19 protein-coding genes and 1 pseudogene are annotated in these 20,052 nt (G+C 71.0%); 6 read left to right on the top strand and 14 right to left on the bottom strand.

All coding sequences use genetic code 11. The annotated features are described in order from the left end of the window. The 4 genes and pseudogenes from ACGFI8_RS21760 to ACGFI8_RS21745 all read right to left on the bottom strand — a co-directional run. Positions 1 to 338: pseudogene (locus ACGFI8_RS21760) on the bottom strand (hypothetical protein); the annotation flags it as partial. After that, complete coding sequence (locus tag ACGFI8_RS21755) at positions 335 to 1,213, bottom strand: carbohydrate ABC transporter permease (RefSeq protein WP_392807353.1); 879 nt, start codon at positions 1,211 to 1,213, stop codon at positions 335 to 337. The gene ACGFI8_RS21755 and the pseudogene ACGFI8_RS21760, both read right to left, overlap by 4 nt. Next, positions 1,210 to 2,157 carry a carbohydrate ABC transporter permease gene (locus ACGFI8_RS21750; protein WP_392807351.1) on the bottom strand — a complete coding sequence of 316 codons (948 nt, stop codon included), beginning with the start codon at positions 2,155 to 2,157 and terminating at the stop codon, positions 1,210 to 1,212. The genes ACGFI8_RS21755 and ACGFI8_RS21750 overlap by 4 nt, the downstream gene beginning before the upstream one ends. A gap of 1 nt (position 2,158) precedes the next feature. Next, the gene (locus ACGFI8_RS21745) at positions 2,159 to 3,526 is read right to left on the bottom strand and encodes an ABC transporter substrate-binding protein (protein ID WP_392807348.1); all 1,368 of its coding nucleotides are present in this window, start codon (positions 3,524 to 3,526) and stop codon (positions 2,159 to 2,161) included. Positions 3,527 to 3,793: 267 nt separating this feature from the next. Between ACGFI8_RS21745 and ACGFI8_RS21740 the strand changes: the two genes are divergently transcribed. The 3 genes from ACGFI8_RS21740 to zwf all read left to right on the top strand — a co-directional run bounded on the left by ACGFI8_RS21740 (position 3,794) and on the right by zwf (position 7,391). Further along, positions 3,794 to 5,218 (top strand): dihydrolipoyl dehydrogenase family protein, encoded by a 1,425-nt coding sequence (locus ACGFI8_RS21740; RefSeq protein ID WP_392807347.1) that lies wholly within the window; start codon positions 3,794 to 3,796, stop codon positions 5,216 to 5,218. A gap of 81 nt (positions 5,219 to 5,299) precedes the next feature. Further along, positions 5,300 to 5,806 carry a DUF421 domain-containing protein gene (locus ACGFI8_RS21735; protein WP_392807345.1) on the top strand — a complete coding sequence of 169 codons (507 nt, stop codon included), beginning with the start codon at positions 5,300 to 5,302 and terminating at the stop codon, positions 5,804 to 5,806. A gap of 94 nt (positions 5,807 to 5,900) precedes the next feature. Next, entirely contained in the window at positions 5,901 to 7,391 is a 1,491-nt protein-coding gene (gene zwf, locus ACGFI8_RS21730) for a glucose-6-phosphate dehydrogenase (RefSeq protein WP_392807343.1), read from the top strand. Between the two features lie 31 nt (positions 7,392 to 7,422). Here zwf and gnd read toward each other — a convergent pair whose 3' ends face one another. The 3 genes from gnd to ACGFI8_RS21715 form a co-directional block, all read right to left on the bottom strand. Next, positions 7,423 to 8,454, bottom strand: a complete 1,032-nt coding sequence (gene gnd, locus ACGFI8_RS21725; protein WP_392807341.1) for a phosphogluconate dehydrogenase (NAD(+)-dependent, decarboxylating) — start codon at positions 8,452 to 8,454, stop codon at positions 7,423 to 7,425. Positions 8,455 to 8,466: 12 nt separating this feature from the next. Next, a complete protein-coding gene (tal, locus tag ACGFI8_RS21720; RefSeq protein ID WP_392807340.1) occupies positions 8,467 to 9,540 on the bottom strand; it encodes a transaldolase in 1,074 nt (357 codons plus the stop codon). Between the two features lie 258 nt (positions 9,541 to 9,798). Beyond that, complete coding sequence (locus ACGFI8_RS21715; protein WP_392807338.1) at positions 9,799 to 10,545, bottom strand: MIP/aquaporin family protein; 747 nt, start codon at positions 10,543 to 10,545, stop codon at positions 9,799 to 9,801. A 173-nt stretch (positions 10,546 to 10,718) separates the two neighbouring features. On the opposite strand from ACGFI8_RS21715, the gene ACGFI8_RS21710 reads away from it, so the two are divergent. After that, positions 10,719 to 10,922: a hypothetical protein gene (locus ACGFI8_RS21710; protein WP_392807336.1), complete on the top strand. Its 204-nt coding sequence runs from the start codon at positions 10,719 to 10,721 to the stop codon at positions 10,920 to 10,922. Between the two features lie 77 nt (positions 10,923 to 10,999). Here the strand turns inward: ACGFI8_RS21710 and ACGFI8_RS21705 are convergent, their stop codons facing one another. Next, positions 11,000 to 11,776, bottom strand: coding sequence for an SDR family oxidoreductase (locus ACGFI8_RS21705; protein WP_392807335.1), 777 nt, complete (start codon positions 11,774 to 11,776; stop codon positions 11,000 to 11,002). Positions 11,777 to 11,799: 23 nt separating this feature from the next. Further along, positions 11,800 to 12,237 (bottom strand): hypothetical protein, encoded by a 438-nt coding sequence (locus ACGFI8_RS21700; protein WP_392807333.1) that lies wholly within the window; start codon positions 12,235 to 12,237, stop codon positions 11,800 to 11,802. A 210-nt stretch (positions 12,238 to 12,447) separates the two neighbouring features. On the opposite strand from ACGFI8_RS21700, the gene ACGFI8_RS21695 reads away from it, so the two are divergent. After that, positions 12,448 to 13,155, top strand: a complete 708-nt coding sequence (locus tag ACGFI8_RS21695; RefSeq protein ID WP_392807331.1) for a DUF2795 domain-containing protein — start codon at positions 12,448 to 12,450, stop codon at positions 13,153 to 13,155. 136 nt (positions 13,156 to 13,291) lie between these two features. Here ACGFI8_RS21695 and ACGFI8_RS21690 read toward each other — a convergent pair whose 3' ends face one another. The 3 genes from ACGFI8_RS21690 to ACGFI8_RS21680 all read right to left on the bottom strand — a co-directional run bounded on the left by ACGFI8_RS21690 (position 13,292) and on the right by ACGFI8_RS21680 (position 15,726). After that, entirely contained in the window at positions 13,292 to 13,948 is a 657-nt protein-coding gene (locus tag ACGFI8_RS21690; protein WP_392807330.1) for an SGNH/GDSL hydrolase family protein, read from the bottom strand. A 258-nt stretch (positions 13,949 to 14,206) separates the two neighbouring features. Then, positions 14,207 to 15,289: an amidohydrolase family protein gene (locus ACGFI8_RS21685; protein WP_392807328.1), complete on the bottom strand. Its 1,083-nt coding sequence runs from the start codon at positions 15,287 to 15,289 to the stop codon at positions 14,207 to 14,209. A 59-nt stretch (positions 15,290 to 15,348) separates the two neighbouring features. After that, positions 15,349 to 15,726, bottom strand: coding sequence for a hypothetical protein (locus tag ACGFI8_RS21680; protein WP_392807326.1), 378 nt, complete (start codon positions 15,724 to 15,726; stop codon positions 15,349 to 15,351). Positions 15,727 to 15,855: 129 nt separating this feature from the next. On the opposite strand from ACGFI8_RS21680, the gene ACGFI8_RS21675 reads away from it, so the two are divergent. Continuing rightward, positions 15,856 to 17,019, top strand: a complete 1,164-nt coding sequence (locus ACGFI8_RS21675) for an epoxide hydrolase family protein (RefSeq protein ID WP_392807324.1) — start codon at positions 15,856 to 15,858, stop codon at positions 17,017 to 17,019. A gap of 25 nt (positions 17,020 to 17,044) precedes the next feature. Here the strand turns inward: ACGFI8_RS21675 and ACGFI8_RS21670 are convergent, their stop codons facing one another. Both ACGFI8_RS21670 and ACGFI8_RS21665 read right to left on the bottom strand, forming a co-directional pair. Then, entirely contained in the window at positions 17,045 to 18,322 is a 1,278-nt protein-coding gene (locus ACGFI8_RS21670) for a cytochrome P450 (protein ID WP_392807322.1), read from the bottom strand. Positions 18,323 to 18,366: 44 nt separating this feature from the next. Beyond that, the gene (locus ACGFI8_RS21665) at positions 18,367 to 20,049 is read right to left on the bottom strand and encodes an FAD-dependent oxidoreductase (protein WP_392807320.1); all 1,683 of its coding nucleotides are present in this window, start codon (positions 20,047 to 20,049) and stop codon (positions 18,367 to 18,369) included. Positions 20,050 to 20,052 lie beyond the last annotated feature (3 nt).

Genomic DNA, 20,052 nt, shown 5'->3' with positions numbered 1-20,052 from the left:
GTGCTGTCGGTGGTGATGTGGTCGGGGTAGACCATCTCGCGGTACCAGCCGGCGCCCATCACGACGTTGACGCCGGTGGCCGCGCTGATCCGGCGCAGCGCCTCCGGGTCGCGCTTGAGCCCGATGTTCGTCGGGTCGCAGATCGTCCCGCCACCGGCCGCCGCGAACCGCCGGACCTCCTCCACGGCGATCTCCTCGTCGTCGAGGATCGCCTCGTACAGCTGGCGCAGTCCCCACCCGTCGACCATCAGATGATCGTGGGTGAGGGTATTACCCATCGCCTCCGGCTCGATGGGCCCGAGGACGGTCATGACCTTCCCGGTGAAGCTCCCGGTCATTTCACACTCCCTGCAGCGAGGCCGGTCACGATGTACCGCTGGAAGGCGAGCGCGATGAGCACCGGCGGGATGACGGTGAACATCGTCGCCGCGGCCAGCGTCGTCCAGGAGAACTGCTGGAGGTTCTGTAGGCCGGCGACGACCGGCGGCACCGTGAGGCCGTTGGTGAGTACCAGCGAATAGAAGAACTCGCTCCAGGCCTCCAGGAAGACCAGGAGACCCGCCGCGATCAGCCCGGGCCGGGCGATCGGGGTGACGATCACCAGCAGGCACCGCAGCCGGGAGGCGCCGTCGACCTCGGCGGACTCCTCCAGTTCCCGCGGCACGCTGTCGAAGTACGTCTTCAGCAGCCAGATCGCCAGCGGCAGCGTGAACGCGTTGTAGCTGATGATCAGCGCCAGCGACGTGTTCAGCAGCCCCAGCTGCCGGAACGCGACGAAGAACGGCAGCACGATGGCGATCGCCGGCACCACCCGGGAGGCCAGCAGCAGCAGGTACGCCAGCCGCGAGCCGCGGAACTCGTACCGCGAGAAGGCGTACCCCGCCGCGCCGGCGATGACCAGGTTGCTGGCCACCACCGCGACGCCGACGAACAGGCTCCGGCCGATCGCCGGCATCAGCCGGGCGACCGCGTCGGTGCTGGACACGATCCCGCCGTCCTGCCCGGTGGAGAACGGCGCACTGTTGCCGGTGAAGATGGCGACGTAGTTGGCCAGCGTAGGGTCGTGCGGCCACCAGTGGAACGGCTTCGCGCCGATCTCCGAAGGACCCATGAAGCTGCTCAGCACGGTGAAGTACAACGGGAACAGGATCCAGACGAGGAACGCCGCGAACCCGAGATACACCGCCACCGAGGCGAGCCGTGACCGTCTCATTCCACCCCCTCCGTGATGGCGTTCGAGCGGTACAGCAGCTTGACGAACACGAACCCGAGCACCAGGGCGATGCCGCCGAGCACCACGGCCGTCGCCGAGCCCAGACCGGTGTTCGTGTACACGAAGAGCTGCTGGTACAGGTAGATGGACAGCACCGAGGTTGCGTCGCCCGGACCGCCCTGGGTCAGCGCCCAGATGGTGTCGAACTGCATGAACCCGAAGATCGTGTTGACGATCACCACCACCACGATGACCGGCCGCAACCAGGGCAACGTCAGGTGCCGCAGCCGCTGCCAGGCGTTGGTGCCGTCGACCATCGCGGCCTCCGGCAGTTCCTTCGGGATCGTCTGCAGCCCGGCAAGGAACAGCAGCCCGGTGAACGACGCCTGCCGCCAGGCCCCGGCGAGGACCGCGACCACCAGCGCCCCGGTGGTGTTCGACAGCGGCGCGGCGTTGTGGTCGATCAGGCCGAGCGACGTGAGCGCGCCGTTGAGCGCGCCCACCTCACCGTCGACGAACCATTTCCAGATCATCCCGCACATCACCCACGGGCAGGCCCACGGGACGATGAGCAGGCTGCGGGCCAGCCACTGGCCGTGGAAGGCGGTGTTGAGCAGCAGCGCGAAGCCGAGCCCCAGCAGGGTGGAGACCAGCAGAAACCCGACCGCGTAGAGCACCGTCGTGGTGAGCGCGTGCCGGAACTGCTCGTCGGTGAACAGGGTCTGGAAGTTCGCCAGCCCGGCCCACCGCTCCTCGCCGGCGAAGCTGACCCGCTGCAGCGAGTAGACCGTCGTGCGGATCGCCGGCCAGGCCACCAGCCCCAACACGAAGATCAGCGCCGGGCCGGCAAGCAGCATCCCGAACCGGGCGTCGGCCCGGGCCCGCGCCGACTTGCGTCCACGCGGGGTCACCGGCCGGGAGATCGTCTCGGCTGCCGACGTCATGTTAGCGACCCGCGGCGGCGAGGCTCTTGGCGTCCGCGGCGAGCCCGTCGATGGTGTCCTTGATGCCGGCCTGGTTGAGCAGCATCGCCTGCAACCGGTCGCCGACCTTCACCTGGAACGAGGCGTACCACGGCGCGACCCGCGCCGGCACGACGTCGCTCTGGTTGGCGAAGGAGTCCTCCAGCTTCGCCATGTCGTAGTAGTCCGGGAACGCCGCCAGGAAGTCCTTGTCCTTGAACAGCCCCGGGTAGGGGCCGAGCAGCGCCGCCGCCTTGGCCCAGGAGCTGAACGTCGAGTACTTCCCGGCGTCGTCCTTCCAGCCGTAGAACTTCAGCAGCTTCCAGGCGTCCTCGGCCCGTGCGCCGCCCGACTTGGCCCCGATCTGGATGACCTCGCCGATCTGCAGCGTCTTGCCGGTGATGCCCGGGTTGCGGTACAGCATCGTGACGTTCTTCGACTCCGGGCCGTCGGTCGTCCGCACGATCTGCAGGAAGTAGTGGTGCAGCTCGAAGAACGTGGAGTTGCCCTGTGCCATCGCGGTGACGTGCGCGCCCGGGTCGGCGGTGAGCACCTCCTTGGACGTCAGCCCCTCCTGGTACATCGCCTTCCACCACTCCATGACGCTGAGCGTCTTGGCGTCGTCGGCGAAGACCGGGGCGCCCTTGGCGTCGAACGGCGTGATCCCGTCGGCCAGCAGGTAGACGAGGAAGTACTCCTCCAGGAACTGCTTGGTCCAGTAGGCCCCGTAGGGGCTGGCCACTCCGGCGGCCTTGAGCTTCTTGCTCTGCTCGTACACCTCCTCCTTCGTGGTCGGAGGGGCGGCGATGCCGTGCGTCTTGAGGTGGTTCTCGTTGTACATCAGGCTGTGCACTGCGGAGAAGTACGGGACGCTGATGATCCGGCCGTCCGCGAGCCGGTGCCGGGCCGCCGACGCCGGGAACATGTCCGCGAGCATGTCCTCGACGCCGGAGAACTTGTTGAGCGTGCCCGCCCAGCCGGCGTCGACGTACTTGGTCGAGGCGTAGGCGAAGTTGTAGAAGACGTCGATCGCCTGGCCGCCCTGCAGCCGCGTCTGCAGCGCGGGGCCGTAGCCGACGTTCGGGATGAGGGACAGGTCGACACCCACGCCGGACTGGTCCTTGAACGACGAGAGCAGCGTGCGGATCTGATCGGGGTAGGCCTCCCACGCGGTCATCGACAGCGTGCCGGGAGTGTCGTTGGTCTTCGGGGTTGAGGCACCGCCGCACGCAGCGAGCAGCGATGCCGAGGGAACGGTCAGGCCTGCCGCGAGCGCACCGCGCAGCAGGCTTCGACGGGAGATCGACGTGCTGGTGGAGAACAAACCCGGGCTCGGGCGCCGCTCATCCATGTGACCCCTCCGGTCGGCCAGATGGTTCATGTTTATGAACCTAAGTTCTGAGTTGAGCATTAGTACCAGGTCAGCGGGGCGCAAGCAAGAGGCGGCCTGATCGAGACGGGGTCGGTCGGCTGCGCTCCACCCCCGGCGAGGGCACCGAGTTCACCGTGCGGCTCCCGATCGACGGCAAGCGCCCGGAATCGTGACGCCTCGCCGGTTCGAGTCGCGCTGCCGGGGAAGTCACACCGGGCGGCACGTTCGACACTGGAGGGGTGTCTCATGGCGGATACGGCTGATGTCTTTGACGTGATCGTGATCGGTGCGGGGCCGGTCGGGGTGAGCGTCGCTGCACGCGCTGTGCGAGGTGGCCTGACCGCGGTGGTGGTCGAGGAGCGCCTGGCCGGCGGCGAGTGCGAGTACTACGCGTGTATTCCGAGCAAGGCGCTGCTGTGGCCGATGGAGCTGGCGGCCGAGGTGGAGCGGATGCCGGGGCTGCAGCTGCGCGGGCCGATCGACGCCGCCGCGGTGCTGGCCCACCGCGACGATACGGTGTCCCACCGCGACGACGGCCACGTGGTGAACTCGATCGAGAAGTTTCCGGCGACGTTCGTGCGGGGCCACGGGCGGCTGGCGGGGGCGCTGCGCGCCGAGGTCACGACGCCGGAGGGTGGCACGCGCGCGCTGCGGGCCCGGCACGCCGTCGTCATCGCCACCGGCAGCAAGCCGGCGATTCCTGGCATACCCGGACTCCAGCAGGCCCACCCGTGGACCAACCGGGAGGCGACCAGCGTCCAGCAGGTACCCAAACGGCTGGCCGTGATCGGCGCCGGCCCGGTGGCCTGCGAGATGTCCCAGGCACTGCACTCACTCGGTGCCCAGGAGACGACCATGCTGGTGCGCGGCGAGCGGCTGCTCACCCAGGCCGAGCCGTTCGCCGGCGAGCTGGTGCAGCGCTCGTTCCGGGAGTCGGGCATCGACGTGCGCTTCGGTCGTTCGGCCGTCCGCGTCGAGCGGCCGGTCCCCGGTGGCCCGGTGACCGTGCACACCGACGACGGCGGGCAGATCGACGCCGACGAGATCCTCGTCGGCACCGGCCGCCGGCCGGCGGTCGACGACATCGGGCTGGAGACGATCGGCCTGCGCGTGGACGGCCCGATCGAGGTCGACGCCAGCATGAGGGCCACCGCCCCAACCGACGGCTGGCTGTACGCCGTCGGCGACGTCAACGGCCGCAACCTGCTCACCCACATGGGCAAGTACCAGGCTCGGGTGTGCGGCGACGTGATCGCTGCCCGCGCCAACGGCGCCCGCGAGGACGCACCGGGACTGCGCGACACCGCCGACGACCGGGGCGCCCCACAGGTCGTGTTCACCGAACCGCAGGTGAGCATGGTGGGGCGCACCGAGTCGCGGGCCCGGGCCGACGGCTTCACCGTCCGCACCGTGGAGTACGACATCGGCGAGGTCCCCGGCGCCATGGTCCGCGGCGTCGGCTTCACCGGACGGGCGAAGCTGGTTGTCGACGAGGACCGCCGGGTGTTGCTCGGGGCCACCTTCGTCGCCTCGGACATGGCCGACATGCTGCACTCGGCCACCATCGCGGTGAACGCGGAGGTCCCCCTCGACCGGCTGTGGCACGCCGTCCCGCCGTTCCCGACCGTCAGCGAGATCTGGCTGCGCCTGCTGGAGCAGTACGGCTTGTGACCACCCGGCGAGCCGGACGACGGGCGGGCACCCGGCGGCCGTGCGGCGTTTGCCCCGCACCCGGATCGGGTAGCGGCGGTCGTGTCGAAAGTCTTCGGATCCCCGCACGACGTGTGGTGGGTCGCGGCCAAGGCCCTGCTGCTGTACGTCACCGCCGTGGCCTGCTTCCGCATCGGCGAACGCCGGACCCTGGCCGAGATGTCGGCGTTCGACTTCGTCGCGGCCGTCGCGGCCGGCGCCATCGTCGGCCGGGTGCCCAACGCGCACGACGCCGGTTACCTGGCCGGCGCGGCGACCCTGGTCACGGTCCTGCTCGCCCACCGGCTCATCGCCCGGCTGCGTTACCGGCCGCTGCTGGCCAAGCTGATCGACCACCCGCCGCGGCTGCTGGTCGCCGACGGCAAGGTGCTCGACGACGAGCTTCGCCGCAGCGGCTTGACCCGCCGGGACCTGTACGGCCTGCTGCGCCAGCAGGGCGTCGACGAGCTCGCCTCGGTGCGGTTCGTGGTGTTCGAACAACGGGGCCAGGTGTCGGTCGTGCGGCGCGGCGCCGGCGCCGACGCCGAACTCCTGCGCGACCTGTCATGAATCGCAGAGGCGCACTGTGTATGACCCGCCGAGCCGGGGTACGGGTGCGGGACAAACATACGTACACCCGGAACGGTCGGAGTGACCAGGGATCATGAGCGTTCGATATGCGGCGCCCGGCTCCCGTACCAGGGAGTCTGTTACGGCGCGGCGGGAGCGCAACGGCGCGCCCCGCGAGGATCACGTGATCGTGCTGTTCGGCGCCACCGGGGATCTCGCCAAACGCGAGTTGCTGCCGGGGCTGTTCAGCCTGGCGAAGGCGGGCCTGCTGCCGGCCAGGTATCGGATCGTCGGCTCGGCCAGGTCCACGCTCACCGACGACGAGTTCCGCCAGCACGCCAGGGACGCCGTGGCCGAGTTCGGGCTGGCGGAGCCGACCGGCGAGGCGTGGCACGAGTTCGCCGAATCGTTGTCCTTCGGCTCGGCGGTACCGACGGATCCGCAGCCGCTGCTCGACGCGGTGACGGCGGCCGAGAAGGCGATCGGCGGGCACCCACGCCGGCTGTTTCACCTGGCCGTACCGCCGCGGGGCTTCACGCCCACGATCGGCATGCTTGGCGACACCGGTCTGGCGAGCAACGCACGCGTCATCGTCGAAAAGCCGTTCGGCACGGATCTCGCGTCCGCCCGGGCGCTCAACGAGACCATCCACGCCATCTTCGACGAGTCCCAGGTGTTCCGCATCGACCACTTCCTCGGCAAGGAGTCGGTCGACAACATCCTGGCCCTGCGCTTCGCCAACGGGCTGTTCGAGCCGATCTGGAACCGTGACCACATCAGCCACGTACAGATCGACGTGCCGGAGACGATCGGGATCGAGGGCCGCGCCGGGTTCTTCGAGGAAACCGGCACGTTCCGCGACATGATCGTCACGCACCTGCTCCAGGTGCTGGGTTTCGTGGCGATGGAGCCGCCCACCTCCCTGGCGGCCAAGCAACTGCGAGACGAGACGACCAAGGTCTTCGAGGCGATGTCGCCGCTGGACGTCACCAGCGTGGTCCGCGGCCAGTACCTCGGCTACCGCGACGAGCCCGGGGTCGACCCCGCCTCGCAGACCGAGACGTTCATCGCCGCGCGCGTCGAGGTGGACAACTGGCGCTGGTCTGGGGTGCCGTTCTACCTGCGCTCCGGCAAGTCGCTCGGGCAGAAGCGGCAGGTGGTCACCCTCGGGCTCAAGCAGCCGGTCATGCGGATGTTCGCGCTGGATCCGGAGACGACGAACGTCACGCCCAGCAACGAGCTGGTGATCGAGTTCGACGATCCGGGCTGGATCGCGGCCCGCTTCCTGGCCAAGATGCCCGGCGCCGCCATGCGCCTCGGCGAGGCGACCATGACGTTCCGGTACGCGGACTCGTTCTGCACCCAGTACGCGCTGGCCGGCTACGAACGGCTCATCCTCGACGCGATGCTGGGCGACCAGTCGCTGTTCACCCGCGCCGACGGTATCGAGCGGCTCTGGGAGGTCTCCGCCCCGTTGCTGGACGATCCTCCGCCCGTGGAGCCGTACGCCCCCGGATCGTGGGGGCCGGACTCCATCCACCGGCTCATCTCGCCGCACCGGTGGTACCTGCCGGACGGGCGGTGACACCACCGCCCGTCCGCACGCCGGACCCGCGTCAGGCGGCCGGCCGTTCCGCGTGGCCGCCGAACTCGCTGCGCATCGCGGAGAGCACCTTGTCGGTGAACTCGCCGAGCCCGCGTGACTCGAACCGCTCGATGAGCGCCGTGGTGATCACCGGAGCCGGCACGCTCTCGTCGATGGCCGCCTGGACGGTCCAGCGGCCCTCGCCGGAGTCCGACACCCGCCCGGTGAAGTCCTCCAGCTCGGGCGAGCGGGCCAGCGCGTCGGCGGTGAGGTCCACGAGCCACGATCCGACCACCGAGCCGCGCCGCCACACCTCCGCGACCTCGGCGACGTCGATGTCGTACCGGTAGGCCTCCGGATCGCGCAACGGCGCGGTCTCGGCGTCGACGAGACGGTCCGTCTTGCCCACGTTGGCGTGCCTGATGATCGACAGCCCCTCTCCGATGGCGGCCATCATCCCGTACTCCACCCCGTTGTGGACCATCTTCACGAAGTGGCCGGCGCCGTTGGGCCCACAGCGTAGATACCCCTCCGGCGCGCTCCCGTCACGGGTGCGGCTCGGCGTCGGCTCCGCGCTGCCCCGACCGGGGGCGATGCTCTTGAAGATCGGGTCGAGCCGGGCAATCACCTCCTGCTCGCCGCCGATCATCAGGCAGTAGCCGCGCTCCAGGCCCCACACCCCGCCGGAGGTACCGCAGTCCACGTAGTGGATCCGGCGCGCGGCGAGCTGCCCGGCGCGGACGAGGTCGTCGCGGTAGTACGAGTTCCCGCCGTCGATCACCACATCGTCCGGCTCGAGCAGCCCGGCGAGCTCGTCGAGCGTGGCCTGCACCGACGCGGCCGGCACCATCAGCCAGACCACGCGCGGCCGGTCGAGCTTCGCCACCAGGTCCGCGAGCGACGTCGCGCCGGTCATGCCCTCACCGGCGAGCTGCCGCACGGTGCTCTCGGTGCGGGCGTACCCGACGCATCGGTGGCCGTCCCGGATGAGCCGGCGGACCAGGTTGGCGCCCATCCTGCCCAGCCCGACCATGCCGACCTGCATGGGTGTCTGCGTTGTCATCGTGGTTCCCCCTCAGGTGACCGCAGCGCGTTGTACGGAGATCCTGTGCACCAGGTCGTTCCAGGACGCGACGAACGACTTCGCCCCGTCGGACTGCAGTTTCGCGGCCAGGGCGGCAACGTCGACGCCGGCGTCGCGGAACCGGGCCAGGGTCGCCTCACTGTCGCCGCCGTCGGCGGGCATCGGTTCCCCCACCTCGCCGTGGTCGTAGAACGCCTCCAGCGTCGCGTCAGGCATGGTGTTGATCGTGAACGGCGCCGCAAGCCCGTGGACGTACAGCGTGTCGGAGGCCGCCGGGTCCTTGGTCCTGGTGCTGGCCCACAGCAGCCGTTGCATCCGCCCGCCGGAGTTCTGCACGCGCTGCACCCGGTCGGAGTCCATGAGCCGGCGGTACGCCCGGTAGGTGGTGAGCCCGACAGCGAGCCCGAGCTGGTCCTTCAACTCCTCCGGCACGCTCCCGGCGACCGCGGCATCCCAGCGGGACATGAAGACCGAGGCGACCGACCCCACCGCGGGATCGAGTTGGCGCTCGAGCCGGCGTTCGACGCCCGTCAGGTACGCGTCCGCGGCGGCCCGGTACTGCTCGGCCGAGAACAGCAGGGTGACGTTCACGGGTACGCCGGATGCGATGCACTCGGTGATCGCCGGCAGGCCCTCGGCCGTTCCGGGGATCTTGATCAGCAGGTTGGCTCGCGCGGCTCGTGCGTGCAGCGTCTTCGCGGCCTCGATCGTGGCCGCCGTGTCGTACGCGAGCAGCGGCGACACCTCCAGCGACGCCCACCCGTCCACGCCGTCGGTGCGCTCGTGCATTGGCAGGAACTCGTCCGCCGTCCGCCGCAGGTCCTCGAACGCCAGCTCGAAGAACAGTTCCTCGTCGGACAGCCCGGTCCCGGACTTCTCCCGGATCGCGTCGTCGTAGTAGCCGGACTCGATGGCCTTGTCGAAGATCGACGGATTCGACGTGAGGCCGGTGACCGCATACTTGTCGATGTAGTGCTGGAGCTGGCCGGAGTCGAGCATGCCCCGGGTGATGTTGTCCAGCCAGATACTCTGCCCGTGCTCGTGCAGGGTCTGGGTTGCCTTCACGTCCCCCTCCTCGCCCGGTCTGGCAGGGCCATTTGTTCTAGGCGACCTCCCCGGGCACCCCGGGAGACTCACCCGGACCGAGCGATTGTCCCGACCGGCCTGGCGGCATGCGCCGCCCCGCCGTCCGAATGGCTTCGCGGCGGGTAGCCCCGCGCCACCGTTCAGGCGGCGCGGCCGGCTCCCGCCGAGCCGCGGGCCCGGTGCGGCGGGGAGATTGCCCGCCACACCGGGGTGTACTACTGAGGGTTTGCCGACGGATCAGGCCGGGTGCGCGGCGGCGGGGCCGGCCGTTGTGCTGGTCGTCCGGGCAACCGGTGCCATCAATGGGCGTCCGGCGACGAGGACGTCGTAGACGTACACCGCGACGATGCCGCCGACGAGCGGGGCGACGGCGTAGATCCACAGGTCGCCCCACGCGGTGGTGCCACCGCCCAGCGCGACGGACAGTTCGGTGCCGAAGGTCCGGGCGAAGTTCGCCGAGGCACCCGTGATCGGCGCGAACGCGAGGATCGCGGTGCCGTAGGCCAGCCCGACGCCCGCGCCGGCGAACTCGCGACTGGTCCGTTCCTCGACGACCAGTGCGTAGTAGGCCAGCACGAGCAGGAACGCGGCGAGTGCCTCGACGACGAGGCCGACCCACACGGATCGGCCCGACTCGACGGCTGTCGCGCCGCCCAGGCCCCGGGTGATGCCCGCGCCGCCGAACGTGGCCCAGGCGAGCAGGCCGGCGAGGACGCCGCCGACCAGCTGGGCGATCACGTAGCCGGGCACGTCGCGCCAGGCGAAGCGGCCCCGGACCGCCAACGCGATGGTCACGGCGGGGTTGATGTGGGCGCCGGAGACGGATCCGAGGATCCATACAACCAGCGCGAGGGCGGTGGCGTAGGCCAGCGCCGTGCCGAGGGTTCCTCCGGTCGCCGCGAGGGTAGCGGCGGCGCCGAAGTACACCAGGAGCAGGGTGCCCAGTGCCTCAGCGGAGAGGCGCCGGACGAGGGCAGGACTCATGGTCCACCTCCAGAATGGAAGCGCCGATAGCGGTACGTCCAGCATGACACTGTTCCATCGACGACGGCGGATCATGAGGCAGAGTCGATGCCCGGGCGAGGATCGCAGCGACGTATTGACCTCGCTGGCGAGTTTCGGTCCGCGGGCTGACATCGCGGCAATACGATGACCGAATGGCCAACAAAGCCCATAAATCGGATATATCGCGCCACCGTCGGCCTCGGCGCCGGCTCCGTGTCGCGCTCGTCGCGGGCGGGATTGTGCTGGCGTTGGCCGCCGCCGCCGGGTGGGCCGCGGTGCGCACCGCTAGCCTGCGCGACGATCTCCAGGCGGCCGCCGCAGGCCTGACCAACGGCGCCTGGAAATCGGCAGCGTGAGCGATGCGTCCCGGCCCGCGGGAGTGCGGGCCGGGACGGTTCGGACGGCGTCGTTCGACACGGTCGCCGCGCGCCGGTCAAACGCCGCCGGAGACGGTCACATCGGTGCCGGTGACGTACGACGCCGCCGGCGAGACCAGCCACGACACGGCGGCGGCGATCTCGTCGGGCCGGCCCGCGCGGCCGAGCGGGCTGCTCGTGGCGGCCTGCTTCGCACCGGGCGTCGCCGCTGCCATCGCCGTGTCGATGACGCCTGGCGAGACGCTGTTGACACGGATCCCTTCGGGGGCGACCTCGTTCGACAGGCCACGGCTGAACGTCACCACGGCGCCTTTCGTGGTCTCGTACGGCACGAATCCTGATATTCCCGGGATCGCCCGGGCGGCGACCGAGGCGATGTTGACGATGGCGCCACCGGAGCCGCCGTGCGCGGTCGACATCGCCTGCACGGCGTGCCTGGCGCACACCATGGGCCCCACGACGTTGACCCGCATCAGCCGGGTCAGATCGTTGGCGTCCTGCTCATCGATACGTCCCACCTCGCCGAGTGTCCCGGCGTTGTTGACCAGCGCGGTCAGCGGTCCCATCTCCTTGCGCGCCCGGTCGAACAGGTTCGCGACGTCATCCGGTGCCGCCACGTCCGCGCGCACAGCGATGGCCTTTCCGCCGCGCCCGCGGATGGCGGAGACCACCGAATCGGCGCCGGCCTCGTCCGCCGCGTAGTTCACCACCACGCCGTACCCGTCGTCAGCCAGCTTGTTGGCGATCGCGGCGCCGATACCCCGGCTCGCGCCGGTGACGATCACCGCACCCTTGCCCTGCTTCCCCTGCTTCCCCTGCTCAGTTCTCGTCATCTCACCGACCTTCCGTCGCTGATTCACCCGGTGGTGGCTGGGGTGCGACGCTGGTGCGTCGCCACCCAAACCCCGGCGGCGGCCGCGAGGGCGACCGGCCATTCCAGCACGCCGAGCACGGCGAGCGCGCCGACGCCGCCGTAGTACAGCAGCTGCCTGGGCTGCCGGACGGCGGGCCTGATGGTGCGGTCGGTCCACTTGATGTTGGCGAGGGTGGACCGTACGTTCGGCATCTGCATGTGGACGACCGGCACCTTGAGATGCGGCATCGGCACGTCCTGCCAGGTCACCAGCTCGGACTCGGGCGCCTGCCCGGCGCGAGCCGGCTCCGCTCTCCGCTGTCTCGCGCGGGAGGGCGGCGCCTTCTTCGGCGCGGTTTTCTGCCCCGCCTGCCGACCCGGCTCGGTTGCCTTTCGCGGCGTGCCGCGGCGCTGGGCCGCGGTCTGTGTCGTCGTCGTCATGGGTCAGTACCTCCCAAAGCCAGGCGTTTACCCGGACCGCGCGCGATCAACCCGCGGATCGAGCGCGGGATCGGGTGACGGGTTCGGCAGCGGGCTCCGCGACGCCGGGGTGACGACTCCGCACGGCGGCCTGGGCTTGGACAACGCATCAGTGGGTAGCTGCGACATATGACTGCCAACCTGATCGAGGTCCAGCGGTACCTCGGCGATGTGGACTATCCGACGAGCAAGCAGAGCCTTGTCGAAGAGGCCCGTCAGCACGGTGCCGACGAGAAGGTCGTCCGGACCTTGCAGGATCTTCCGCGTGACCGGTTCGCCTCACCGAACGATGTCAAACAGGCCATCGGCAAGGCGACGCAGCAGCGGGACGTCGTGGAGATCCTGATCGCCCAGCACACCGAGATCAAGGAGCTGTTCGCGCGCGTCAGCTCCGCGCAGGGGGCACGGAAGGAGGAGCTGTTCCACGACCTGGTCAGGCTGCTGGCCGTGCACGAGAACGCCGAGGAAGTGGTCGTGCATCCGGCGGCGCGTGACATGATTCCGAACGGCGGCAAGGTGGTCAACGAACGACTCCAGGAGGAGGCGGACGCCAAGCGGGCGCTCGCCGACCTGTACGACCTGGGTGTCGACCATCGGGATTTCGACCGGCGCCTGGGCGTCCTGGCCGATTCGGTCGTGGCCCATGCGACGCAAGAGGAGCAACAAGAGTTCGCGCAGCTGCGCAAGCATGCCGACACCGAGCGGCTGCGCCTGTTGGCGGGCGCCTTCGAAGCGGCTCAGTCAATCGCGCCGACCCGGCCACATCCGGCGGCCGGGGAGTCCGCGATCGTCAACCTCCTGGTCGGCCCGCCGACCGCGGTGTTCGACAAGGTCCGCGACGCGATGCGCGACTGGCGCAAGCGCACGGGCGAGGCATGAGACAGTCAGCCTGACGGGCCGGTGACCCTGCACGTCCGGCCCTGTGCGTCACCGCCGCGGTCGCGCGGCGGTGACCGCGGCGATGAATGTCCCGCCGCAGCGCGGCCCAGCCGGAGAAGGACTGACCGCGTGACCGTCAATGGATTTCATCTGTGATGCCGAGCGCCGCGAGGTATGCGTCGGCGATGATCGCGTGGCCCGGCAGGTTGGGGTGGATGCGGTCGTCGGCCCAGTCCTCGGGCGACGACACGGCCAGCGCCCGGTCGAACGCCTCCTGGGTGCGCACGTGCACGGCATCGAACTCCTTCGCGAGCGCGCCGACGACGTCGCCGTACCGATCGCTCTCCGCGCGTTGCGGGTCGGTCAGATCGGGCTCGATGAGGTACGGATCGGCCAGGATCAGCCGGCAGCCGGTGGCGTCGACAGCGCGGCGCAGCAGGCGGCGCAGTGTCTGCTCGTATTCGTCGATCGGCACCGCCTCGTCGGGGCGGCCGGCGAAGGCGCGCCACACGTCGTTGATGCCGATCATCACCGAGAGCCAGTCGGGGCGCGCGGCCACGGCGTCGCGTTCCCATCGGTCGGCCAGGTCGCGTACGGTGTCGCCGGACACGCCGTGGTTGGTCCACCGCAGGCGCAGCCCGGGGTGGCGGGCGGTGACCAGGGCGCGGACCAGGCTCACGTAGCCGTCTCCGTGCGGTGCGACGCGATCGCGGCGCCCGGCATCGGTGATGCTGTCGCCGATGAACACGATTCGCTGCCCGGCCAACAGGTGCTGGGGAACGTCTACGCTCATCTGTCCTCTCCGTTGCGGTGGTTCCGGCCGGACTCGTCCGGCTCGGGCCCGGTGACGAACCATGATTATCCACGCCACCCGCCCGCTGCTGATGCCGCCTCGAGCGTGCTGGGGACGGACCGGTCACCGCCGACCGGCTCGTCCACGCCCTGTGGGGCGACGAACCCCCGGCAACGCGGCTGGCGCGCTGTCGGCGAAGGCCCGCACGGCGTTGCCGTGCGGGCCTTGTGGCGCTGTGTCGGCGGGCGCTTGCCCAGGTCACCTCGCCAGCTCGGCCGGGGTGTGTTCGACGCCGCCGCACCAGACGCGGGTGATCGAGCGGGTGGCGCGGATGTCGTGCAGCGGGTCGCCGTCGATGAGCACCAGGTCGGCCCGCTGGCCGGCCTCGACGGCGCCGCGGTCGGTCAGTCCGAAGTGGACGGCGGGCAGCACCGTGGCGGCGCGAAGCGCGTCGAGCGGGCTGACACCGGCGTCGACGAGGAGCTCCAGCTCGTGGTGCAGGCTGTCGCCGTGGCTGATGTTCGCCGGCGCCTCGGGCGTCGAGTTCGAGTCGGTGCCGGCCAGGATCGGCACCCCGGCGCGGTAGGCGGTGGTGACGCTGTCCCGGGCCGCCGCGTAGCTGGCGCCCGCGTACACGCCGGCGGCCCGCGCCGCCACACCCTCCATCATGGACAATGTGGGGATCAGCTCCCGGCCGTCGATCGCCATGCGATCCGCGGTGGCCCGGTCCAGCGGTCGATCCAGCGGTACGTGCGTGAGCATGTCGACCTCGGCCCGCAGCGCCATGGCGACGGCCTCCCCGGACGTCGCGTGGGCGACGACGAGCCGCCCCTGCCGATGCGCGGCGGCGACGAGCGCGTCGAGGGTGGCCTGGTCGTGGCTGGGCTCCGGGCTCCCGACAATGATCTTCAGGTAGTCGGAGCCCTCGGCGAGCCGTTCGGCCACGAAGCGTTCCGCCTCGTCGGCGCCGTGCACGATGCCCCGTGCGCCGAGGGCCGGAATGCGGGCGTGCCAGGCGCCCGGGGCGATCGCCGGGGTGCCGGCACTGCGGACGTCGGTCAGTCCGCGGGAGATCCGCATCGAGTCGACCAGCTCCGGCGGCGCGCAGCCCATGTCGAGCGCCGTGGTCACCCCGAACCTCACCAACCGCTCGAGCGTGGGCCGCCGGTCGAGGTGGACGTGGGCGTCGATCAGCCCGGGCAGCGCGACCGCGCCTTCCCCGTCGACGACGCGGGCCTCGCCCGCACCGTTGCCGAACCGTTCTCCGTTGATGACCACCGTGTCCGGCGGGCGCAGCTGCCTTCCGTCGAAGACCCGGACGTTGTGGAGGAGAGTCTTCATCGTGGCAAACTGCCCACTCTTGCCGTCGACGAACCTACGGCTGTGTCACAGCACGACGATCAGGAGTGGGCGGCGTCGCGGGGCTCGCGGGCGAGCGATGCCAGCGCGAGCAGTTGCGCGGCGACCAGTAGCGTGACCGGAAGCAGCCACCACAGCCCGAGGTCGCTGCGGATCGTGACCACCAGCAGCACGATGCCGGCAAGTGCCAGGCCGGCGCAGACCCGGCCGGTGGTGCCGCGCAGCGCTGACCGGCTGCGCCAGATCAGCCAGATCACCGGCAGCCACGCCGCAACCGCGACGACCATGCCGACGGAGTCCACAAGAGACGGCCCATGGGTCCGGCTGATCGAAAACAGTCGCGGCCCGGAGTCCGGCAGCGCGATCAGCAGGCCACCCACCGCCGACCCGGCCAGCCAGACGAGAACGCGACGTGCCACGGGCGCAACGGCCATGGCAGCACGCTTGCACAGTTCGCCGGTGGAGGCAATCACGGCGTCGCGGGTGATTTCGCGTCGCGTCGGAACCTGCCGCCGGTGCCGGCTCTCGTCCGGGGTTACGGTGGCGGCATGGGCGGCGAGGTGGCCCCGTTCACGATCAGTGTCGGCGATGACGCGCTCGACGAGCTGCGGCGGCGGCTGGCGCACGCCCGGTGGCCGGAAGCGGCGACGGCGGCGAGCTGGAGCCAGGGTGTACCGCTGGACTGGCTGCGGGATCTGTGCGGGTACTGGCAGAGCGGCTATGACTGGCGGCGCCTGGAAGACCGGCTCAACGGGCTGCCGCAGTTCACCACGGAACTGGACGGCCTCGACGTCCACTTCATACACCTGCGCTCACCCCATCCGGATGCGCTGCCGCTGATCGTGACGCACGGCTGGCCGGGCTCGGTCGTGGAGTTCCTGGACGTCGTCGGGCCGCTGGTCGATCCCGTTGCGCACGGCGGGGAGGCGCGCGACGCGTTCGACGTGGTGTGCCCGTCGCTGCCGGGCTTCGGGTTCAGCGCCAAGCCCGCCGAGCCGGGCTGGGGGCCGGAGCGGATCGCCCGGGCGTGGACGACGCTGATGACCCGGCTGGGCTACGAGCGCTTCGGCGCGCAGGGCGGCGACTGGGGAGCGATCGTGACTACGGCGCTGGCGGCGCAGCAGCCCGAGCGCCTGGTCGGCATCCATCTCAACATGCTGCTGGCAGGTGACCGCGACCAGCACGCCACCGCGGACCTGACCGACTTCGAGCGGCAGAGCCTGGCCGACGCCGCCGATCACCAGGAATGGGGCAGCGGCTACGCCCTCGAGCAGGCGACCCGCCCGCAGACCGTCGGCTACGGGCTGGTCGACTCCCCGGTGGGCCAGTGCGCCTGGATCGCCGAGAAGTACTGGGCCTGGACCGACCACGACGGTGATCCCCTCGACGCGCTCAGCCGCGACCAGATGCTCGACAACATCAGCGTCTACTGGCACACCGCAACGGCCGCGTCGTCGGCCCGCATCTACTGGGAGAACGGCTTCGCCCGGCCATCGGGCCGCAGCGCTCGCCAGCCCGTGCCGGTCGCCGTGCCGGTCGGCTTCTCGGCGTTCCCGCGGGAGATCTTCCGGCCGTCGCGGCGCTGGTGCCAGCGGTACTATCCCGACCTCCGCTTCTACGAACAGCCGCCGCGCGGCGGCCACTTCGCCGCCTTCGAGCAGCCGGAGCTGTTCGTCGACCAGGTGCGGCGCGCCTTCCGGACGATGCGCTGACGGGTGCCGCCCATCCGTGTGCCGGTCACGGCACTCGTTCGCGGGGCGGCGCGCCGGCCGCCGCCTCGGCGGCGGAGGCGACGGCGTCAATGTCGATGAGCAGGTGGCGGGGGCCGCGCAGGGTCGGGCTGGGCCGGTACGGTGGCGGGTCGGTGACGAGCCGGGGGTGCACGAGCCGGCGGGCCAGCTCGGACAGCGCGACCTGCGCCTCGACCCGGGCGAGCGGGGCCCCGTAGCAGTAGTGGATGCCGCTGCCGAAGCCGAGGTGCTGGTTGTCGGCCCGATCGGGGTCGAAGCGGTCCGGGTCGGGGAAGCGATCGGGGTCGCGGTCGCCGGCGGCGAGCATCAGCGCGAGCGGTGAGCCCTTGGGGATGGTGGTGCCCCCGAGGTCGATGTCTGCGAGGGTACTGCGGCTGGTCAGCATCTGCACCGGCGGTTCGTAGCGCAGCAACTCCTCGACCAACGGGATGATCAGGTCGGTTTCGTGGCGCAGCCGGTCGAGCACATCGGGGTGGCGCAGCAGGGTCAGCACGCCATTGGCGATGAGGTTGACGGTGGTCTCGTGACCGGCGACCAGCAGCAGCACGGCCGTGCTCAGCAGGTCGCCGCGGGACATCGGCGCGTGCGGACCGGTGTCGGTGAGCAGCCCGGAGATCAGGTCGTCGCCCGGCCGGCGGGCGTGGGCATCGACGAGCCCGTCGAGGTACTTGCCGAGTTCGGCCTGTATCCGGCTTCGCCTGCGCTGGCGCTCGGCGAACGTGCCCGTGCCCGGGTCGGTGGTGTCGATGATCGCGTCGGCCCAGTGGTGGAAGCGCGGTTCGTCCTCCCGGGGTACGTCGAGTAGGTGGCAGATCGCCGTCACGGGCAGCGGGTAGGCGAAGTCGTCGACGATGTCGACACGGTTTCGTCCGGCGAACTTGTCGATCAGGCCGTCGGTGACCTCGGCCAGCCAGGGGCGCATGCCCTCGACGCGTCCCGGGGTGCGGGGCGGCCCAAACGGCCGGATGGCCAGCTCTCGGAGCCGGTCGTGCTCGGGCGGGTCGCGGCTGATGAACGACAGCGGCAGCCCGGGCGGGCCCTCCTCCGGTGCGGGTGCGGCGCCGGTCAGCTCGGGGTGGCTGCGGGGGTCGGAGCTGACCCGTGGGTCGTGCAGCAGCGCGACGATCTCGCGGTAGGTGCTGATCACGTAGGTGCCGTCGGACTGGCGCGCCACCGGGGTCGTGCGGAGCTGCGTGTAGAGCGGGTACGGGTTGGCCCGGTTGGCGGGGTCGAGGATCTGCTCGTAGATGCTGGGCTGTGCCATGACGATGCCTTTCGTGGCTGCCACCAGGGCGCCGCCGCTCGGGTTCACCGGTGGTGGACCAGCTGCGCACGGCGCTCGCTCGGATCGTGGCCGGTCACCACGACGGTGGCGTGGCGTTCGCGGATGGTCTTGTCGGGCAGCCGCGCGGGCACCGGTTGCCGGTCGCCGGGGCGCGGCTCGGGCGGGAATGCCGCCGCCCGCTCGATCAGGCCCTGGTACGACTCCAGCCACTTGCCCTGGTTGAACCCGACCGCGGCGGTGATACGCCCCTGGTAGCCGTAGGCGGCCACGAACCGGCGCTCCTCGACCGAGCCCTGGGCGATGACGACCTGGTCGGCGAAGGTCGGCACCCCGACCGACTTGATGTTGGTGCCGAACTGTGCCGACCAGAAGATCGGGCTGGCCAGGTGCGGCCACCGGTCGCCGTGCGCGCTGATCATGTTGTGGGCGGCGACCTGGGCCTGGGCGACCGCATTGCCCCAGTGCTCGAGGGCCAGGAACTGGTAGTCGTACAGCGGGTGTGGGAAACGCGCGACGTCACCCGCGACGAAGACGTCGTCGGTGACCACGCCGTTGACGTCGAACGCCCGGCATCCGGCGTCGCAGCCCACACCCCAGTGGCCGGCGGCCAGACCCGAACCGTGCAGCCATTCGGTGTTGCGGATCGCGCCCAGCGCCACCACGGCCACCTCGGCGTCGACGGTACTGCCGTCGGACAGGCGGGCGCGGCGCAGCCGGCCGTCGCCGTCGCCCTCCAGGGCTGTGACGGTGGCGCCGCAGCGCAGGTCGACGCCGTGCTCACGCTGCAGGTCGGCGGCTACCGCGCCGATCACCCCGCCCAGCGCGCCGGCCAGCGGAGCCGGTCCCCGCTCCACGACCGTGACCGCCAGGTCCCGGTCCCGGCACACGGAGGCGACCTCGGACCCGGTGAACCCGCCGCCGATGACCAGCACCCGCCGGGGCCGGTCGGCCAGCCGGCGGCGCAGGCGGGCGGCGTCGTCGCGGGTGCGGAGCAGGAACACGCCGTCGAGGGCGGCCTCGTCGGGATTGAACCAGGGCCGGGCCCGGGTGCCGGTGGCGATCAGCAGCCGGTCGTAGCCGACCGTGCCGCCGTCGCCGAGGTGGACGCGTTCGCCGGCCAGATCCAGCCCGGTGGCGGGGACGCCGAGCAGCCAGCGGGCGTTGAGCTCGTCGGCGCGGGGCAGCCCGGTGTGGTCGGGGGGCACCCATCCGTCGAGGACCTGCTTGGACAGCGGTGGCCGGTCGTACGGCCGGCACGGCTCGTCCCCGATCATGGTCAGCGCGCCGGTGAAGCCCTCCCGGCGCAGGGTCGCCGCGGCGGCCAGGCCGGCCAGCGACGCACCCACGATCACGATCCGGCCGTGCCGCCGGAACGCCTCGATCGCCGCGTTGCGCAGGCCCGGTACGGGCGTGGATGCCTGGCTCGGCGAGGCCCCCTGCGGCGGAGCCTGCCCCGGCGGGCCTCCCGCCGCCGCGGACGCCGCCGTCCTGGCCTCCGCGGCGGCCTCCCTGTCGTCGATGCTGTCGACCCGGATGGCCTGTACCGGGCACGCCGCCGCGGCCCGCAGCACCCGGTCGCGCTGCGCGTCGTCGGGCTGCGGGTCGTACATCAGCGCCTCGTCGCCACGCATGCGGAACACGTCCGGGGCGAGGAAGGCGCACTGCGCGTACCCCTCACAGCGCGTCAGGTTCACAACAACCCTCATGAG

Source organism: Dactylosporangium sp. NPDC048998 (assembly GCF_043197855.1).
Lineage (GTDB): Bacteria > Actinomycetota > Actinomycetes > Mycobacteriales > Micromonosporaceae > Dactylosporangium.
This window is presented reverse-complemented; position numbering and strand designations above follow the sequence as displayed.

Bases quoted from the DNA above. Each gene is read 5' to 3' on its own strand.
- ACGFI8_RS21755 (WP_392807353.1), bottom strand. From the start codon at position 1,213: ATGAGACGGTCACGGCTCGCCTCGGTGGCGGTGTATCTCGGGTTCGCG.
- ACGFI8_RS21750 (WP_392807351.1), bottom strand. From the start codon at position 2,157: ATGACGTCGGCAGCCGAGACGATCTCCCGGCCGGTGACCCCGCGTGGA.
- ACGFI8_RS21745 (WP_392807348.1), bottom strand. From the start codon at position 3,526: ATGGATGAGCGGCGCCCGAGCCCGGGTTTGTTCTCCACCAGCACGTCG.
- ACGFI8_RS21740 (WP_392807347.1), top strand. From the start codon at position 3,794: ATGGCGGATACGGCTGATGTCTTTGACGTGATCGTGATCGGTGCGGGG.
- zwf (WP_392807343.1), top strand. From the start codon at position 5,901: ATGAGCGTTCGATATGCGGCGCCCGGCTCCCGTACCAGGGAGTCTGTT.
- gnd (WP_392807341.1), bottom strand. From the start codon at position 8,454: ATGACAACGCAGACACCCATGCAGGTCGGCATGGTCGGGCTGGGCAGG.
- ACGFI8_RS21715 (WP_392807338.1), bottom strand. From the start codon at position 10,545: ATGAGTCCTGCCCTCGTCCGGCGCCTCTCCGCTGAGGCACTGGGCACC.
- ACGFI8_RS21710 (WP_392807336.1), top strand. From the start codon at position 10,719: ATGGCCAACAAAGCCCATAAATCGGATATATCGCGCCACCGTCGGCCT.
- ACGFI8_RS21705 (WP_392807335.1), bottom strand. From the start codon at position 11,776: ATGACGAGAACTGAGCAGGGGAAGCAGGGGAAGCAGGGCAAGGGTGCG.
- ACGFI8_RS21700 (WP_392807333.1), bottom strand. From the start codon at position 12,237: ATGACGACGACGACACAGACCGCGGCCCAGCGCCGCGGCACGCCGCGA.
- ACGFI8_RS21690 (WP_392807330.1), bottom strand. From the start codon at position 13,948: ATGAGCGTAGACGTTCCCCAGCACCTGTTGGCCGGGCAGCGAATCGTG.
- ACGFI8_RS21685 (WP_392807328.1), bottom strand. From the start codon at position 15,289: ATGAAGACTCTCCTCCACAACGTCCGGGTCTTCGACGGAAGGCAGCTG.
- ACGFI8_RS21675 (WP_392807324.1), top strand. From the start codon at position 15,856: ATGGGCGGCGAGGTGGCCCCGTTCACGATCAGTGTCGGCGATGACGCG.
- ACGFI8_RS21670 (WP_392807322.1), bottom strand. From the start codon at position 18,322: ATGGCACAGCCCAGCATCTACGAGCAGATCCTCGACCCCGCCAACCGG.
- ACGFI8_RS21665 (WP_392807320.1), bottom strand. From the start codon at position 20,049: ATGAGGGTTGTTGTGAACCTGACGCGCTGTGAGGGGTACGCGCAGTGC.